Here is a 15,427-nt window from a genome sequence, read left to right as displayed (position 1 = left end):
TCCATTAGAGACACGTTAATTTTTGAATGTCTTATCGCACTATAGAACACTAAAAATCATACCTTTGGCAGCTCACTTGAGCAACATCGGATTTTAGAACGCACTATATTTTTCAAACATACTGAACTCCTCAATAAAATAAAAAAGCCCAAAAAGGACGGTGCAGTCTTGCTTATACCAATAAGCGAACCTGCAGCCATCCCTTCTGGGATGTAGATTATTATAGAAAACTATGAAACATGTGAAGCTTGTGCCGCATGTTGTAATGCTTCCAGACCCAATGCTAACGCACCACATAGGCCTGCATGCTGGCCCAATCCGGGCTGCACAATATATTGGTCGATATGTTGCGTGATTGGGGCAGCATTTACATAACCATTGAGATTCCGCACTACCTGCTCCCGGATCATAGGAAACAGATGATCTTGCTGCATCACACCACCGCCCAGGATGATCTTCTGCGGCGAATGAAGCAAGATGGCCGTAGTAATCGACTCCGCAATGTAAAAGGATTCGATCTCCCACGCCAGATGATCTGCCAGCAGTTCACTGCCAGGGATCTGCCAACGGGCTTCAATGGCTGGTCCTGCAGCCATACCCTCCAGGCAATCGCCATGATACGGGCATAATCCGGCAAAGTGATCGTCTGGATGGCGTCTTGTGCGAATATGTCCACCCTCGGGATGTAACAATCCGTGGACTCGTTGGCCCCCTGCCACAAGTCCGACACCAACTCCTGTGCCAATCGTGTAATATACACAGTTATCCAGCCCTTGAGCCGCTCCCCAAGTCACTTCACCGAGCGCGGCAGCATTCACATCCGTATCCCATCCAAAAGGAACCGAAAATTCATGCTTCAAGGTTCCAACCACATTACAGTTTCCCCACCCAGGCTTAGGTGTGGTCGTAATATAACCATAGGTGGGACTATCCGGTTGCAGATCAATCGGACCAAAGGAGCCGACCCCTATGGCTTCCACATCTTTATCCCTGAAATAGTCGATCACCTTGGCAAGAGTGGTCTCCGGATGTTCTGTTGGAAAGCTGATCCGATCTTCAATCTGTCCATGTTCATTACCTACACCACATACAAACTTTGTTCCGCCCGCTTCTATGGCTCCAATGCGCATCATTCTGGGCTCCTTTCCTTCATTACAATTAACCTTTAGCCTTGGTTGATGATATCTCATAGATATGAAGTGAAGAGAAGACCAGATCTGTATTTTCCGCATGAGCAGAGATGCCTTGGCAATCCGCATCCGGATAGATCAGATCCGTAATAACCGCCTGACCATCATTTGCAAATACCTCCACAGATGAATGATCTACAAAGATACGCAAACTTTGATTTCCATCCACTTCTTTTAACTCAGCTGTATGACAGCTCAGGAAAAGTTCATGAAAATTGCCGATGCCCGATCGACTACGATCAACGTACACTTCACTTCGGATCGAGTCTACACCAACGACCGTTTCGTGATCTGCGCCGCTTCTTAGTGCAAAATGGAACGTCTGATCCTGAGCCCACTCTGCATGGATCTCATAGTTCACGAGTTGCAATGCGTTCAACTGCTCACTCACTTGCTGAATCGAAGCATCCTGTAGGGACAATACTGGCGTACGGGCTTGCTCAAGTTCACGTGCAGGACGTTGAATCAATATAACTTCTCCCGCTCTTGTCTCCAGTGTCAACTCCCGGGCAATGGTCATTGCTCCACGGTAATCATTGGTTGGCGTCTGGTTGGCATACATCCAGTTGCTCATCCAGCCGATAATGAGGCGTCTTCCATCTTCCTCAGGAACGTCAGACCAACTAACTCCTGCGTAGTTATCCCGACCATAATCAATCCAGCGAATCGTCTGGGATGCCTCGTCTGGGACAAATGTAGTTCCATCAAAATCTCCGGTAAAATATTGTGTTCTTGAGCCTTCAATAAAAGCAGGATCTGCACCGATGCTAACGAGCATCACCCATTTCTCCTGCCCTGAATCTCCATCTACTGCAAGCGGGAACAGGTCGGGGCATTCCCACACGCCATCGTGTGAACCAATCCCGGCTCCAAATTCACTTCCTAGCGTCCAATCCTTCAGATTGGGAGAACGATACAGACATACCGTTTGACCACAAGCGATAATCATAACCCACTCCTTGGTCTGCTCATGCCAGAACACTTTGGGATCACGGAAATCAACAAAGGACTCATGCTTTAATACCGGATTACCCTCGTACTTAGTCCAGGTTCTGCCGTTGTCTTTGCTATACGCCAGACTCTGGGTTTGTATGGCATCTTGGTTTTTAACTTCAAGATGATGGGTGAAAATAGCAACCAATCCTGGCTCACCCTCAAAGAATCCGGTCGTATTATTCCAATCCACTACGGCACTTCCCGAGAATATAGTGCCATTCTCATCGGGGAGTAAAGCTATTGGTAGTTCCTCCCAGGAGATCAGGTCCCTGCTCACTGCATGGCCCCAATGCATGGGGCCCCATGTAGTTCCATGTGGGTGATGCTGATAGAACAAGTGATACTCCCCATTGAAAAACACCATGCCGTTTGGGTCGTTCATCCACTTCTCTTTTGGTGAAAAATGGTATTCATTTCTGTAATCTTGTTTAAGAATTGTCGACATTATGGTTTCTCCTCCGTACTTTTCTTTATTTGTTATTACGGTCATATCCCGCTTGTTTAATCTGTAGCCATTCTTGCAATCCAAGGCGATCCAGCTCTTTCAAATAAGCATCCCATTCCTGATCTATTTTCCCGTTCTGATACCATTCTGTACGCAGACGTAACACGTAGGCGAAGAGATCGGTCTCAATCGTGGACAAGCGATCCAGTTCATCAATGGAGAAGAACACACTTGGATATACGTTCTCCGCTTTCATATGTGGAACCATAACCTTGTCGAGAAGTTCCATCCGCCAAGCCGCATCTTCCGGTTTGGTTGTGTATTTGTCATAATAACTGTCGAGTATGGCCAATGGTCCAGCGATACTGGTTTTTTGTCTGAGTTCAACTGGTGCAGAGCCCTCCAGCGGAAGATGTTTCAGCATCCCTTTGGCTTCATCGAATTCAAAAATATTTTGCTGACTCTCGTCTCCATAGGTACCCCAGTTGTTCTGCACAGATTGGAGCGGATCGTACAGTTGGTCTACCCACTTCGCTGTGGATTCCAGGTTTTTATTGCTGCTGGTAATGACCATGCGACCACGATCAAGCCCAATCCCGTTTGTTCTTGTGACATTGACCTCTCCATTAGGCCCGGCAACCGGAGGCAGAACATCATACGTATCATTCATGCCTGTAATGTTAGCCTTATCCCATGTGAAGTACATGCCGTACTTATTATCCTTGCCTTTCGCAAGATACGTGTTCCAATCCTGCTGATACGATTCGACATCCACGAGGCCTTCTTTAACCAGCTCATGAATGTATTTAACCGCTTCCTTGTAGCCTTCATCAGCTGCCGTGAAGACCACTTTCCCTTCATTGGTTACCACGGTATGATCCCAGTTCTCTCCGAGTCCAAATGCCGCAAAGAGAAATGTCAGATCTTCTCCGCCCGGTTTGTTAATGAAAGATAACGGAATTTCGTCGGCCTTACCGTTGCCGTTTGGATCTTGAGTTTTGAACGCGATCAATACTTCTTTCAGCTCTTCGGTTGTCGTTGGCATCTTCAGTCCAAGCTTGTTCAACCATTCCACATTAATCCAGGGCAAGTTATCCACTGCCTGAATCCGTTGTTTGCCACTTCCGAGTTCTTCAATCCATGGGAATGAGTAAATATGTCCGTCTGGAGCCGTGATCATGCTCTTGTATTCGGGAGCTTCCTCCAGCACCTTTTTCAGATTGGGCATGTGTTGTTCGATCATGTCCTCAAGTGGAATGATCGCCCCGTCCTTCGCCAGTTTCAGGAGATCATAATCCCCGTAACCTGCATCAAAAATGGCATCCGGCAAATCACCGCTGGCAACCGCCAGGTTTCTTTTTTCTGCAAACACATCACTCGTATAGTTCTTCCAGTTGATATGCACATTGGTTTTCTCTTCGAGTCGCTTGTTAATCAACTTGTCGTTTGGATCAGCGGGAGCCAGCGGAGAGCTCTGTGTTATAAAATTCAATGTCACCTTACCATCAGGGGATTGCGCCTCACTTGCCGCGCCGCCTCCACCTCCGCCACAGGCGGTTAAAAAGAGCATTGCAGATAACATGGAAATGGATGCCGTTGTAACGGCTTTTCTGGATTTGTTCACTTTTTTCATAATAATGACCTCCATGAGTTGGATTGGATCAACTTACTGTATCGCAGGCTGTTCACTATTTGAGGGAACCGACCATGACACCTTTTTCGAAATACTTCTGGAAGAACGGATACATGATGATGAGTGGCAGACTCGAAATGACAATCGCTGAGTATTTAATCATCTCGGAGAGCCGTTTCAGTTCTGCCATCGCGAGCTGATCACTGATCATGCCCGGTGCAGCCTGATTCTGAATCAAAATGGAACGCAGAACGAGCTGTAACGGATGCAGGTTCGGATTATCGAGATAGATCATTGCATCAAAATAGGAATTCCATTGCCCAACGAACGCATAAAGTGCGAGTACAAAAATGATCGGTTTCGACAACGGAATGACGATCTGGAAGAAAATCTTCATCTCAGAAGCGCCATCCACGTTTGCAGCTTCTTTCAGTTCTCGAGGGACTCCTTTGAAAAAGGTTCTGGAGAGAATGATGTTCCAGACGTTAACGGCTCCAGGGATGATGATCGCCCACACCGTATCCAGCATGCCGAGATTACGTATGAGTAGATAAGTAGGGATTAATCCCCCGCCGAAGAACATCGTAATGATAAAGATAATCATGAAAAATCCACGTCCCGCGAGCCTATCATCTGACAATGCATAACCTGCAAATATGGATACGGTCACGGTGATCAGTGCAAAGGAAACCGAGTACAATACCGCATTTGCAAACCCCCGGATCATGGCTGGATTGGACAAAATCATCTGATATCCGTCCAGACTCCAGTCCGATACATTAAAGGACAGTCCACGATTCAGTAACACCGTGGGGTCCATGAATGAGGCGATAACAATATAAATCAGGGGAACAACCACAACCAGTACAGCACAGGTGAGAAAGATGGCATTGAGTGTGAGGATCAACCGATCCATTCCCGTGTGTTTAACAACCATGGATAATACTCCTTTCCTAATAGAGGCCTTCGCCTTCATTCAATTTCTTCACAATCAGGTTCACCGTCACCAGCAAAATCACATTGATAACCGAGTTGAACAATCCAACTGCCGCAGAATAAGCGTAATCTCCAGACTGTAGTCCCACCTTGTAGACATACGTGGCAATAATCTCGGAGGAAGGCAGGTTCATGGACGTCTGCATCAGATAGGCCTTCTCAAATCCAATGGACATAATCCCGCCAGCTGCAAGGATAAAGACGATGGCCATAATCGGACGAATCGTTGGAAGGTCAATGTGGCGAATACGCTGAAGGAGATTCGCTCCATCCAGATTAGCCGCATTGTGAAGCTCCGGATCAACATTGGCCAAAGCCGCGACGTATATGATGGAAGCCCAGCCCGCTCCGGTCCAGATATCGGACAAAATGTAGATCCAGCGGAAATATTCCGGTTCAGACATGAACATGATCGGTTGACCTGTAATCCATGTGGCTAATTGATTAATTGGCCCTGTCGGTGAGAGGAAGATGAACAGCATACCCACAACCACAACAACCGAGATGAAATTGGGTGCGTACAGAAACAATTGAATATTTTTCTTGATGCCAGCTTTGCGTACCTGATTCAGCATGAGTGCCAGTAAAATGGGCACCGGGAAACTGAATATCAATCCCAAAAAGCTGAGTTTAAGCGTATTCATTAAAATGATATCGAAATTGGGTGAAGCTATAAATTTCTCGAAATGCTTCAGTCCTACCCAATCACTACCCATGATGCCTTTGATCGGACTGAAATCCTTAAACGCAATGATGGCTCCGTACATCGGAATGTACTTGAAGATAAGAGTCAAAATTAAGGCTGGTGCAAGCAACATATATAAAAAGTAATTTTTTTTGAGTTGCTGTAACCTATGACCGCTTGTCGTCCTCACTTTCAGTACCCTTCCTTCGCCCTTTTTGCTGTCGGCTATGTTATCCAACACGATACCCCCGTTCATTCTAGAAGTTGACAATTGTTTTCAGTAAGGGCTTTCAATATTTACAATTGCCTATTTGATAATTTACAATTTATCAGGTTTCAACGGATTTAGTCAATACGTTTTGTAAAAAAATATTTGTGCATTTGATCATTTCATCTTTGCATTAATGTAACTAAAGAGGATTAAATTTGCATATATACAGCACTGAATCGTTAATACCCGCATAGATATTTCTATATCATGACTGTAATAGATTATCATTGTTACACTAATTAACAAAACTTCTGGAACAATTATGAAAATAGAATTCGACTATCTAAATGTAAATGTAATTGTGCATTTGTAAAACAGAGATTGCTATTTGTCCCGTTCTATTATACATTTGACTTAGAGAAGAATATGGATGACTATTGAGGATTAGAGGTGAAGCATTAGATGGCAAAGGAAAAAGTCACGATACAAGACATCGCTGATGCTTTGGGGATCTCCAGGAATACGGCTTCCAAAGCATTAAATGATAGCGGAAACATCCCGGATGAGACCCGAAATCGTGTAATTAAAAAAGCAATTGAACTTAAATATAAACAGTTTGCCTATATGGACAATGAGCATGTTCTAACCAAGGCTCCGGGCAATATCGCCCTGTTAACTGAAAACCTGCCTAATACATCTCACTTTGGTTCGTTGTTAATCAGTGGTTTGGAGAAAAGAATTAGTGCGGAGGGATACAATCTCTCGATTCATATCGTGCGTGAAGACGATCAAGATACACTTACACTTCCCAACAATTTTGATATAGCCAAAGTGGACGGCATCATTTGCATTGAATTATTTGATCTGGAATATACACAATTGATTACCGATCTGGGCATCCCCACCATCTTTATCGATTGCGCTTCCAACATATGTTATCCCGAATTCAAAGCAGATCTGCTACTCATGGAGAATGAACATAGCATCTATCAGTTAACCACAAAATTAATTGAGAGCGGCTACACAAGTATTGGATTCGTCGGAGATTACAATCACTGCAAGAGCTTTAATGAACGATGGGTTGGATATCAGCGTGCTATGCTGGAGGCGGGGTTGCAGGTCGACCTGTCCCATTGCATCGTAGATAATGATCGCCTGTGTTTCTCCAAGCCAGGATGGTTGAACCAGCGAGTGGCAGAGCTGGCCTCCCTACCTTCCGCTTACGTATGCGCTAATGACTTTATAGCAGTTGATCTGATTAGAGCGTTAAAAGACAGAAATGTCGCTGTGCCACAGGATATTGCGATATGCGGATTCGATAATGCACCCCAATCTCGAATTATTGAGCCAGCATTAACGACGGTTCATATTTATAGCAATGAGATGGGCATTAAGACTGCGGAGATGCTGTTATCCCGGATTAATAGCCCGACACAGCCGTATCAGATCTCCCACATTGTGACCAAACCCATCATCAGGGAGTCCACACCAGCAATCATGGCCGATCATTCTCAGATGGTTCATAGTTCTGCAAAATAAAAAAACGTATGTCTCACGAGTAACAACTCGTGAAACATACGTTTTTTTGTGGTTTCGATTGGGTTGGACGAGCACTCTATCCTATCCATCGCGGCCTAGATAAAAATCATCTCGCGATTAGATCTCTTTCAAAATGCCTTTTACAAGTCCGATAAAGGTTGTTTTCACTTGCGCAGCCACTTCAATAACTTCATCATGACTTAACGGCTGATCCAGAATACCACAGGCCATGTTGGTCAGACAGGAAATGCCTAGCACCTTCATACCGCCATGAATGGCAACAATGGCTTCAGGTACTGTGGACATACCCACTGCATCTGCACCCATCGTACGAATCATGCGAATCTCCGCTGGTGTCTCATATGCCGGGCCACTCCACCATGCATAGACACCTTGCTGCAGGCCAACATTCTGCTCTTCTGCAACCTTAAGGGCAATGCTGCGCAGTTCGCGATTGTATACCTGTGATAAGTCTGGAAAACGAACACCCAGTTCAGCATTATTCGGTCCCATCAAAGGGTTATTGCCTACCAGGTTAATATGATCTGTAATGAGCATCAGTTGACCCGGCTCAAAGCTTGTGTTGATGGCTCCGCACGCATTGGTGATAAGCAATTGCTCGACACCCAGCGCCTTCATGATCCGAACGGGGAAAGTCACTTCGTCCAATGTAAAACCTTCATAATAATGAAGGCGGCCTTTCATCGCTACAACCGTTTTGCCCATGAGTTCACCAATAACCAATTCATTGGCATGGCCGATAGCCTCCGATTGAGCGAAATACGGAATATCTGTATACGGGATAACGGTCGCATTTTCAATCTCGTCCGCGAGCGCTCCCAGTCCAGAACCCAGAATCATGCCTACGGCAGGTTTGGTATGGATTCGGTTTAATATGTAATCTCTTGCTTCCTGAATATGTGCGGATTGATGCATAATGATATCCTCCTGATGATCTGAATTGAGTTAACAAAAACTGAGTTAATGAGGTGTTACTCATCAAGTGTAATGAACAATGGTCATGATGTAAATGGAAGCTGTTCTATATAMAATAAAAAAACGACCCTATGCTCCAGAATCGTTTAAAAACATGGACATACCCTAATCCAATGTATATTTGTTTCTACTTTTCATGTAATCGATTGTCATGATCAGTAACAGCATCAATGTAGCAAACATCAGCGGTTTGGCAAAAGTACCTTCTTCAAAAATATAATAACTAAATATAAAATTTCCGGCAAAAGTAATTAAATAGTTTCGGATGCAATCCATCTTCTCATCTCATTTCAGGAAAGAATTTGGTTCACCATTTCTTCAACCCTATCACACAATCCCATTTAGTACCATATTTTTATCATCCATACAAATCAACGCCTCTAATCATGCACGAGATAACCGCACTGTATAATCTATATTGACTACAGCAAAAAATCGGCCACATCGTGACCGATTCTCTCCACTTCCCTGATGTTCAGGACATAGGGTTAATGATACGCCAAAATGATTCCTTTGGCTGCAACTGCTGATCAAAAACAAAGGGCCAATTTTTGCGTCCGCGTACCGGAAAATGGTCTAACCAGGTATAATTGTCCGCTACTCCCCAGAACGTCACAGAGGTAATGGATGATTTATACTCACGGAACAAATTAAAGATTTCTTCATATCGACGCTCCTGTAGCTCAGCCATCTCCGAAGTTGGCGCGGTGAGGTCCGTTCGACGATCCTCATGACGAAACACGGACATATCCAGCTCCGTAACATGCAACTGCACATCCAGTGAAGCATAACGCTCAATAGCCATTCGGATCTCCTCAATCGAAGGACCATGAATATTCCAATGCCCCTGCAACCCAATCCCGTGTACAGGCGCTCCCTTGTCCAGCAAAGACCGAACCAGATTGTAGATCTTCTCCCGTTTGACCGGATCCGTCTCATTGTAGTCATTATAGAAAAGAAGAGCATTTGGATCAGCTTCATGAGCCATACTGAACGCTTGCAGCAAATAATCTTCCCCCACCAGCTCTAACCACTTCGTGTCCCGCATGAACAGGTCGGTCTTATCTTCAACAGCTTCATTAACGACATCCCACGCATATATTTGCCCCTTATACCGACCTACTACCGTATCAATATGTTGCTTCAAGCGAGATAATAACAGCTCTCTGGAAGCGGGAGCACCTGAGGTATCCTCAAAGACCCATTTCGATGTTTGATTATGCCAGACCAAAGTATGTCCGCGCACCCCAATCCCTTGGGCAACAGCAAAATCAACAATTTTATCCGCCGCCTCAAATGAATAACGATCCTCTTCCGGGTGAATTTCTTCGAATTTCATCTGATTTTCAGCCGTGATACTATTGAAGTGTTTGGCGATGAAATCCGCTTCGGACTGCAACATTCTGGTATGTACAGCAGCACCTATTTTGAACGTATTAGCGTACGTAGCATGTAATGATGGAATTTCAGTTGGCATTTACAATTCCTCCCTGCCAGTTTTTATCCATCATATCGTTTGTTGAATACGCTTACAATGAACAAATTATACTTCTTCCCCCTCATATTTAACTATTTATGATCCTCGGCCCTGTTTGCACAACAAAAACACCTCCACGTATGTCCGACTGCTCATCTAAACAGAACATTTCTCGGAAGGTGTTTTGTGATCGGGCTGTTCAATTAAATTCAACTCATATACAAAGAAGATATGAAGCCTTACAGCTTGTCCACCTGTAACAAGGTCACCTGTTTCACTGTGCATGCCGGGTTAATTTGTTCCTCGGACAGAATGTTCAGCTTGATCAGGCTTTTTAGCTTATGGCTGTCTACCTTGGACAACAATCGCCAGATGTCCGGGTCTGGAAGAGAAGCATACAGCTTCTGATCATCGTATTCCTTCCGGTTCTGAAGCACTGTTTTCACGGTGTAACCACCAACCTGCGTCTCATACACCCCTTGTTCCGCACAATACGCGACAATCTCATCTCGTAGTACAGACAACTGCTGCTCAATATCTTTTTGCTGCTGTTTCAGTTCAAAGTAAGTTTGCACTTTCTGCTCCATATCAATCACGCTCCTCTACTATCATAGGTATGCGAGGATCGCTAGTTTAGGACTGGCTGTATATTTTATTTGAAAAAAGTGGTCTTTCTATTACTTAATCGTATACTGTCGTCATTATGTATCCCCGTATTACGATTACAGCAGATGTTCATTCAAATACGGATTATGGACAGTCATGCTGTGAACCCTTTCCATTACATCTGGCCCCATGGGGACATCCCCAACGCGCTTTAACAGAATCCAGCGAAGACAAGCTACAGCTTCAAAAACCTGCTCCTCTTCCAGCGTGTACGTATAACTTGCAGAACGTGCAAATTGAGCGCGATACATCTCGCCATAACTATCCCCATTATAGACGGTGATCAGAAACACAGACCATGCCATATCGTACCTTGGATCACCATACTGCCCATTAGTCCAATCGATGATGGTGTACTGGTCGTCCATCTCAAGAATGTTTCCCAGATTATAATCGCCATGAATCAAGCGGTCCTGTCTGATCTGGACCTGCTGGATCAAGTTTGCCAGAAGATCATTTATATCGTCATGTAACTCAATTTGAGGAAAAAAGTATTGAACAAAATCGTACCTGAATATGTATTCTTCATCTTCTCCAGTACCCACTTTATTCACCGGATAACGATGGACCTCCATTAATCGCTCAGCCAAATGTGTCAGTTTGGTTTGTGTTAATTGGGTAATCGGCTTTCCATCATAGCTCGTTAACAGCACTTGATTCCCTTGCTCGTCTAATCCCCAACCGTAGGGTTTGGAAACACGAATTCCACTTTGATAAAGCTTGGACAATAATCGATATTGTTTGGCGATATCCGGTTTAGAATCCTTGTCCCAGACTTTCAAGACGTACCGCTGATCTCCCATTTCGATTTTCATCACAGTTGCTTCTAGTCCAGGTGACAAGGGAATGATCTGATACTCCTGTTTAATCACCTGCTGAATACGTTCATCCAGTTCTACCCAATTCACCTGGCTAAGTTGAATCGTCATCGTTCTCCTCCTTCCATGATACACAAGATTAGATTATAATCGTTTATCAAATACCTTCTGCCATTTCTTCTCTTCATATCCGATAGCTATATAAAACCGATGTGCAGATTCCCTTTTTCCGTTACAACGTACCCGAATCTTATCAAAGCCGTTAACCCGAGCCCATTCCTCGCATTCGCTCATGATTATCTTACCAATCCCCATCCCTTGATGAATCCCATCCACAACTAGTCCACCAATCTCGGCAAAAGATGGACTCTCAATGGAATGTCTTCCCTGTACATGGCCCCAGCCTACGACCCTCGAATCAATCTCAGCCACACATACATAATGGTCTGGTAAGGAAGAGAGAAGAGTTAGTCTCTCCTTGATTTCTTCAGTTGTGCTGACATAACCCAGTTGATGGGATAATTGGCTCATCACTTCGCCATCCTGAATCGTAGCTCTCCTGCAATGAATCATCACTTCTCCTCCGTTCATTCATGTCATGCCGCTCTCTCCTTGTTAGTCAGGTATAATCAGGCCTTTGCCAATGACATTAGCGGATACTGGCTGTTTGCCCAATTCTCTGGCCCATACCGACAGCTGTCCCATATGGTGAATCTCATGGGCGATCACATGTCGCATAACTTCTCCCCATGAATCTGTACTGGCCTTGCCAGCTGAGCGATGATCAATATAAGCTCTTTTTTCCATACTCGACTCCCAGGCTGTAACAAATGCCTCCACATCAGGACGTAACTTGCGATCGAGTCTCCTTACCGCCTCAAGATTCTGGTAGTTTGCAAAATCTTCTGCATCATCCGGTTTGCCCTGAAGCAGCTGAAGCCAGCTCCACTCTACATCAATGATATGAAATAATGTTTGTAATATGTTGCCTACTCCGCCCGTACGAGGCCGAAGCAATTCTTCAAGCGGTACATCTTCACACCAGACATACCATTGCTCACGCACCATCCAGTTATAATGAAAGAATGTTTCCATTGGTATATTCCCCTTTATCGATGTTTTTCATAGAGATTTGATCAATTCTGTATTGGCAAAGGTATCCTCCGAATATTTACACTTACCACTCCGATGACAGAACAACCTTCCGATCGCTGTTATCCCCAGATTTTTTTGATTCATTTTATAATGGGAAACTCCGGGGATAAGCCTATGCTTCCGATGCAGCTTTCTTTCAGAAAGCTTTTAGGCGAACACTTCGCTTCTTCAGGTTTTTTCTGTCCTCTCCGTTTCGTGTAAATATTCAGTTCAATTTATTTAGTTAATTTCTTTTTTATATACAAGATTACATGAATACCTGCATAAATAAACAGGACATTGAACAAATATAGAAGTACATTTAAATAGATACCAGATATAAACCAGATAGTTCCCTCAGAATTAGCATAATGATAATCCGTAAAGAATCGGAGCGGGAAACCATACTCTGTTCGGAGCGGTCCATCTTCAGTATGTAAAGTTCCAGGAATACATAGGATGGCTAATACAGCAAGCCAGGCTGATAGATTCATTATTCTTTTGTTAATCGTCAATACATCTCCCCCTTATTCAACACTAACGGTATCTTCACCAAAATATGTCCCTTCCAACTTTTGATCCATAAAGTCTCTTAAGTCCTTCTGATCAAGTATATATTTCGAATCTCTATTAAATCTGCTTTTTGTGGATACAATAATCTGTTTCCGATTGTATTGAATTTTAATTTCAGCGTTATGTTTTAATCTCAAAGCAATTCCTGCACTAATACTTCCTGTGACATCATCTACTGGTATTTTGGCTGTTTCCGGGGCTGCATTCAGCCAACCGACTATACGGCTAATGTCCTCTTTACTTAACGTAACATTGTCTATGCTAACGTGTGCTCCACCGTCGCCTGTCCTGGTGTACACGACTATGCTCATCTCTGTGCTTATCACTTGATTTCTCGAAATCGGCTTATTTGGATCAGGGTTACTCGTGATTAGAAAATACAGAAACATGATTGCCGCACCTATGAAAAACCAGAATCGCCTACGTTTTCCTAGCATTACAGCGCATTCTCCGTATCCACCACGTTGGCAAACAGTCTCAGTACCGTATTGTGATGTTCAATAATCTGCTCCGCTTGAAGTGTCTTTGAATTCCATGTGCTGTGCGCATCTTGAACCAGATTGACCGTGTAACCCAGACTGAACGCTCTGCGGCAAGTCGTGTCCACACATACTTCAGTCTGCATACCCGTAAGGACTAACTCCTTCACGCCATTATCTTGCAATTTCAGATGCAGATCGGTTTTGTGAAACGAATCCGGTGTCTCTTTTTCGATAACAAGGTCACCAGCACTAGGTGCAATGGACGGATGGATGTCCCACCCCTGTGTTCCTCGTTCCAGTGGACTGTCTGGCCCTTCGCAGTGTTGGATATATATGATGGAATGCCCTGCTTCACGGGCCCTGGCAATTAACACCTGGATCTTCTGAAGCAATCGTTCCCCCTGATATACGGGATCTGCTTCATCAAACATCACTAGCTGTACGTCAATGATTAGAAGTGCACAATGCGTTGTCATTTTGCTTTCCTCCTAACAAATCAATTTAATTCAACTCTTTCTTCTTCGTACCTTTAACAAAACTTCCAATCCCATATCAATCAGTACAAATAGAATAGCAGCAAGAACGCCGAATAAGGTCAGAACTAACGTCTCTTTGAAATCCAAGATTGCTTCTCCTGCGCCCATGACCAGATAATAAATATACATGCCTAAAACTCCAGCACATGCATAGCCTAATATCCTCGTACTTAGATACAACACATGATTAGGGAATTGTATTCGGCTGAGCAGATAGTCTAACAATATCGATAAAGGTAGCCCGATCAACAGGATCAAGGGAGTCGCGTATATCGAATAAATAAGAATGTAAAAATCAAAACTGTAGGTTTCATTCATCGATATGAGACTTGCAGCCAAAGTAAAACAAATGATGGTTAGAACGGTTGTCATCAGCTTTCTTCCCATGTTCATCTCATCACTCCAATACAGTTATCTCTATCCATTGGATGTGCTCATGCGTCAGATTTTGCCGGCTGCCATCCGATTTCTTGAGACCAACGATGTGCTCTCTGTAATATGCTCCACACCATTGGTCCTTTTCCTTCAACATATTTGGGACGCTGATCTTTATACAATGACATGAGTCTGTGCTTTTCTTCCGCATAGTTCAAACAATCTTCTGGGTGCTCCCTTAAATAGTCTCTGAACAGCAAGGTCATCTGCTCGGAGAAACTGCCTACCTGTCTAACGTGTATATGTATCCTTCTGCTTCCGGGTTCTTCACGAAAGTAACGTTTAGTTTTATCTGAATTTTCTGCTCTGAATACAAATCCGACGGTTTCGATCTCACGTTTGTAGTCCAACAAATTTTCATACTGGGAAACAGATATTTGTATATCTATGATGGGTTTGGCATCTATTCCAACAATTGAAGTGGACCCAACATGGTCAATCCGCACGGCCTTTTCTCCTAACGCTTCTCTTAATTTCGAACCCGTTTCGAGAAACAAATCACGCCATGCCGGATCATACTTTGCAATTCTCCATTGATCCTCCATACAACTCCTCCTTGGTTATCCAATCAAGCTATATATTTAAATAACACGTTCTTTTAACCTTTTGTTACAT

18 protein-coding genes are annotated in these 15,427 nt (G+C 43.9%); 1 reads left to right on the top strand and 17 read right to left on the bottom strand.

Annotation, left to right across the window (positions count from 1 at the left end; genetic code table 11):
- Positions 1–230: 230 nt before the first annotated feature.
- Genes AC1DE7_RS13055 through AC1DE7_RS13035 form a run of 5 tightly spaced genes read right to left on the bottom strand, consistent with a single transcriptional unit; the run spans position 231 to position 6,078 of the window.
- A complete protein-coding gene (locus AC1DE7_RS13055) occupies positions 231–1,130 on the bottom strand; it encodes an ROK family protein (protein WP_477534594.1) in 900 nt (299 codons plus the stop codon).
- 28 nt (positions 1,131–1,158) lie between these two features.
- Positions 1,159–2,631 carry a glycoside hydrolase family 32 protein gene (locus tag AC1DE7_RS13050; protein ID WP_477534517.1) on the bottom strand — a complete coding sequence of 491 codons (1,473 nt, stop codon included), beginning with the start codon at positions 2,629–2,631 and terminating at the stop codon, positions 1,159–1,161.
- A gap of 25 nt (positions 2,632–2,656) precedes the next feature.
- On the bottom strand, positions 2,657–4,264 hold the full coding sequence (locus tag AC1DE7_RS13045; RefSeq protein ID WP_340984448.1) for an ABC transporter substrate-binding protein: 1,608 nt from the start codon (positions 4,262–4,264) through the stop codon (positions 2,657–2,659).
- A 55-nt stretch (positions 4,265–4,319) separates the two neighbouring features.
- On the bottom strand, positions 4,320–5,201 hold the full coding sequence (locus tag AC1DE7_RS13040) for a carbohydrate ABC transporter permease (RefSeq protein WP_036617174.1): 882 nt from the start codon (positions 5,199–5,201) through the stop codon (positions 4,320–4,322).
- 16 nt (positions 5,202–5,217) lie between these two features.
- On the bottom strand, positions 5,218–6,078 hold the full coding sequence (locus AC1DE7_RS13035) for an ABC transporter permease (protein ID WP_223200008.1): 861 nt from the start codon (positions 6,076–6,078) through the stop codon (positions 5,218–5,220).
- A gap of 540 nt (positions 6,079–6,618) precedes the next feature.
- Between AC1DE7_RS13035 and AC1DE7_RS13030 the strand changes: the two genes are divergently transcribed.
- On the top strand, positions 6,619–7,695 hold the full coding sequence (locus AC1DE7_RS13030; RefSeq protein WP_127549882.1) for a LacI family DNA-binding transcriptional regulator: 1,077 nt from the start codon (positions 6,619–6,621) through the stop codon (positions 7,693–7,695).
- A 117-nt stretch (positions 7,696–7,812) separates the two neighbouring features.
- Here the strand turns inward: AC1DE7_RS13030 and AC1DE7_RS13025 are convergent, their stop codons facing one another.
- The 12 genes from AC1DE7_RS13025 to AC1DE7_RS12970 form a co-directional block, all read right to left on the bottom strand.
- Positions 7,813–8,631 carry a purine-nucleoside phosphorylase gene (locus tag AC1DE7_RS13025; protein ID WP_477534516.1) on the bottom strand — a complete coding sequence of 273 codons (819 nt, stop codon included), beginning with the start codon at positions 8,629–8,631 and terminating at the stop codon, positions 7,813–7,815.
- Positions 8,632–8,796: 165 nt separating this feature from the next.
- Positions 8,797–8,967 carry a hypothetical protein gene (locus tag AC1DE7_RS13020; protein ID WP_164783344.1) on the bottom strand — a complete coding sequence of 57 codons (171 nt, stop codon included), beginning with the start codon at positions 8,965–8,967 and terminating at the stop codon, positions 8,797–8,799.
- A 199-nt stretch (positions 8,968–9,166) separates the two neighbouring features.
- Positions 9,167–10,168, bottom strand: coding sequence for an endo-1,4-beta-xylanase (locus AC1DE7_RS13015; RefSeq protein ID WP_101314526.1), 1,002 nt, complete (start codon positions 10,166–10,168; stop codon positions 9,167–9,169).
- 239 nt (positions 10,169–10,407) lie between these two features.
- Positions 10,408–10,755, bottom strand: a complete 348-nt coding sequence (locus AC1DE7_RS13010; RefSeq protein ID WP_081746078.1) for a hypothetical protein — start codon at positions 10,753–10,755, stop codon at positions 10,408–10,410.
- 135 nt (positions 10,756–10,890) lie between these two features.
- Positions 10,891–11,763: an aminoglycoside phosphotransferase family protein gene (locus AC1DE7_RS13005; protein ID WP_127549880.1), complete on the bottom strand. Its 873-nt coding sequence runs from the start codon at positions 11,761–11,763 to the stop codon at positions 10,891–10,893.
- Between the two features lie 33 nt (positions 11,764–11,796).
- Positions 11,797–12,225 carry a GNAT family N-acetyltransferase gene (locus AC1DE7_RS13000; RefSeq protein WP_164783343.1) on the bottom strand — a complete coding sequence of 143 codons (429 nt, stop codon included), beginning with the start codon at positions 12,223–12,225 and terminating at the stop codon, positions 11,797–11,799.
- 42 nt (positions 12,226–12,267) lie between these two features.
- Complete coding sequence (locus AC1DE7_RS12995; RefSeq protein ID WP_127549878.1) at positions 12,268–12,747, bottom strand: DinB family protein; 480 nt, start codon at positions 12,745–12,747, stop codon at positions 12,268–12,270.
- A 275-nt stretch (positions 12,748–13,022) separates the two neighbouring features.
- Positions 13,023–13,301, bottom strand: a complete 279-nt coding sequence (locus tag AC1DE7_RS12990) for a hypothetical protein (protein ID WP_036617151.1) — start codon at positions 13,299–13,301, stop codon at positions 13,023–13,025.
- A gap of 12 nt (positions 13,302–13,313) precedes the next feature.
- The gene (locus AC1DE7_RS12985) at positions 13,314–13,748 is read right to left on the bottom strand and encodes a hypothetical protein (RefSeq protein WP_477534515.1); all 435 of its coding nucleotides are present in this window, start codon (positions 13,746–13,748) and stop codon (positions 13,314–13,316) included.
- A gap of 47 nt (positions 13,749–13,795) precedes the next feature.
- Positions 13,796–14,317, bottom strand: coding sequence for a cysteine hydrolase family protein (locus tag AC1DE7_RS12980; protein WP_477534514.1), 522 nt, complete (start codon positions 14,315–14,317; stop codon positions 13,796–13,798).
- 30 nt (positions 14,318–14,347) lie between these two features.
- Entirely contained in the window at positions 14,348–14,770 is a 423-nt protein-coding gene (locus AC1DE7_RS12975; protein ID WP_477534513.1) for a hypothetical protein, read from the bottom strand.
- A gap of 41 nt (positions 14,771–14,811) precedes the next feature.
- On the bottom strand, positions 14,812–15,357 hold the full coding sequence (locus AC1DE7_RS12970) for a GrpB family protein (RefSeq protein WP_477534512.1): 546 nt from the start codon (positions 15,355–15,357) through the stop codon (positions 14,812–14,814).
- Positions 15,358–15,427 lie beyond the last annotated feature (70 nt).

Source organism: Paenibacillus sp. 10L310 (assembly GCF_056395745.1).
Note: the sequence above shows the minus strand (reverse complement) of the source record. Positions and strands in the feature narration are given on the sequence as shown.

What these genes read in the sequence shown, in the direction of transcription:
- AC1DE7_RS13055 (WP_477534594.1), bottom strand. Translation starts at nt 1,130, where the DNA reads ATGCGCATTGGAGCCATAGAAGCGGGCGGAACAAAGTTTGTATGTGGT.
- AC1DE7_RS13010 (WP_081746078.1), bottom strand. Translation starts at nt 10,755, where the DNA reads ATGGAGCAGAAAGTGCAAACTTACTTTGAACTGAAACAGCAGCAAAAA.
- AC1DE7_RS13040 (WP_036617174.1), bottom strand. Translation starts at nt 5,201, where the DNA reads ATGGTTGTTAAACACACGGGAATGGATCGGTTGATCCTCACACTCAAT.
- AC1DE7_RS12985 (WP_477534515.1), bottom strand. Translation starts at nt 13,748, where the DNA reads ATGTTTCTGTATTTTCTAATCACGAGTAACCCTGATCCAAATAAGCCG.
- AC1DE7_RS12975 (WP_477534513.1), bottom strand. Translation starts at nt 14,770, where the DNA reads ATGAACATGGGAAGAAAGCTGATGACAACCGTTCTAACCATCATTTGT.
- AC1DE7_RS13045 (WP_340984448.1), bottom strand. Translation starts at nt 4,264, where the DNA reads ATGAAAAAAGTGAACAAATCCAGAAAAGCCGTTACAACGGCATCCATT.
- AC1DE7_RS13025 (WP_477534516.1), bottom strand. Translation starts at nt 8,631, where the DNA reads ATGCATCAATCCGCACATATTCAGGAAGCAAGAGATTACATATTAAAC.
- AC1DE7_RS13050 (WP_477534517.1), bottom strand. Translation starts at nt 2,631, where the DNA reads ATGTCGACAATTCTTAAACAAGATTACAGAAATGAATACCATTTTTCA.
- AC1DE7_RS13020 (WP_164783344.1), bottom strand. Translation starts at nt 8,967, where the DNA reads ATGGATTGCATCCGAAACTATTTAATTACTTTTGCCGGAAATTTTATA.
- AC1DE7_RS12980 (WP_477534514.1), bottom strand. Translation starts at nt 14,317, where the DNA reads ATGACAACGCATTGTGCACTTCTAATCATTGACGTACAGCTAGTGATG.
- AC1DE7_RS12970 (WP_477534512.1), bottom strand. Translation starts at nt 15,357, where the DNA reads ATGGAGGATCAATGGAGAATTGCAAAGTATGATCCGGCATGGCGTGAT.
- AC1DE7_RS13005 (WP_127549880.1), bottom strand. Translation starts at nt 11,763, where the DNA reads ATGACGATTCAACTTAGCCAGGTGAATTGGGTAGAACTGGATGAACGT.
- AC1DE7_RS12995 (WP_127549878.1), bottom strand. Translation starts at nt 12,747, where the DNA reads ATGGAAACATTCTTTCATTATAACTGGATGGTGCGTGAGCAATGGTAT.
- AC1DE7_RS13030 (WP_127549882.1), top strand. Translation starts at nt 6,619, where the DNA reads ATGGCAAAGGAAAAAGTCACGATACAAGACATCGCTGATGCTTTGGGG.
- AC1DE7_RS13000 (WP_164783343.1), bottom strand. Translation starts at nt 12,225, where the DNA reads ATGATTCATTGCAGGAGAGCTACGATTCAGGATGGCGAAGTGATGAGC.
- AC1DE7_RS13035 (WP_223200008.1), bottom strand. Translation starts at nt 6,078, where the DNA reads ATGTTGCTTGCACCAGCCTTAATTTTGACTCTTATCTTCAAGTACATT.
- AC1DE7_RS13015 (WP_101314526.1), bottom strand. Translation starts at nt 10,168, where the DNA reads ATGCCAACTGAAATTCCATCATTACATGCTACGTACGCTAATACGTTC.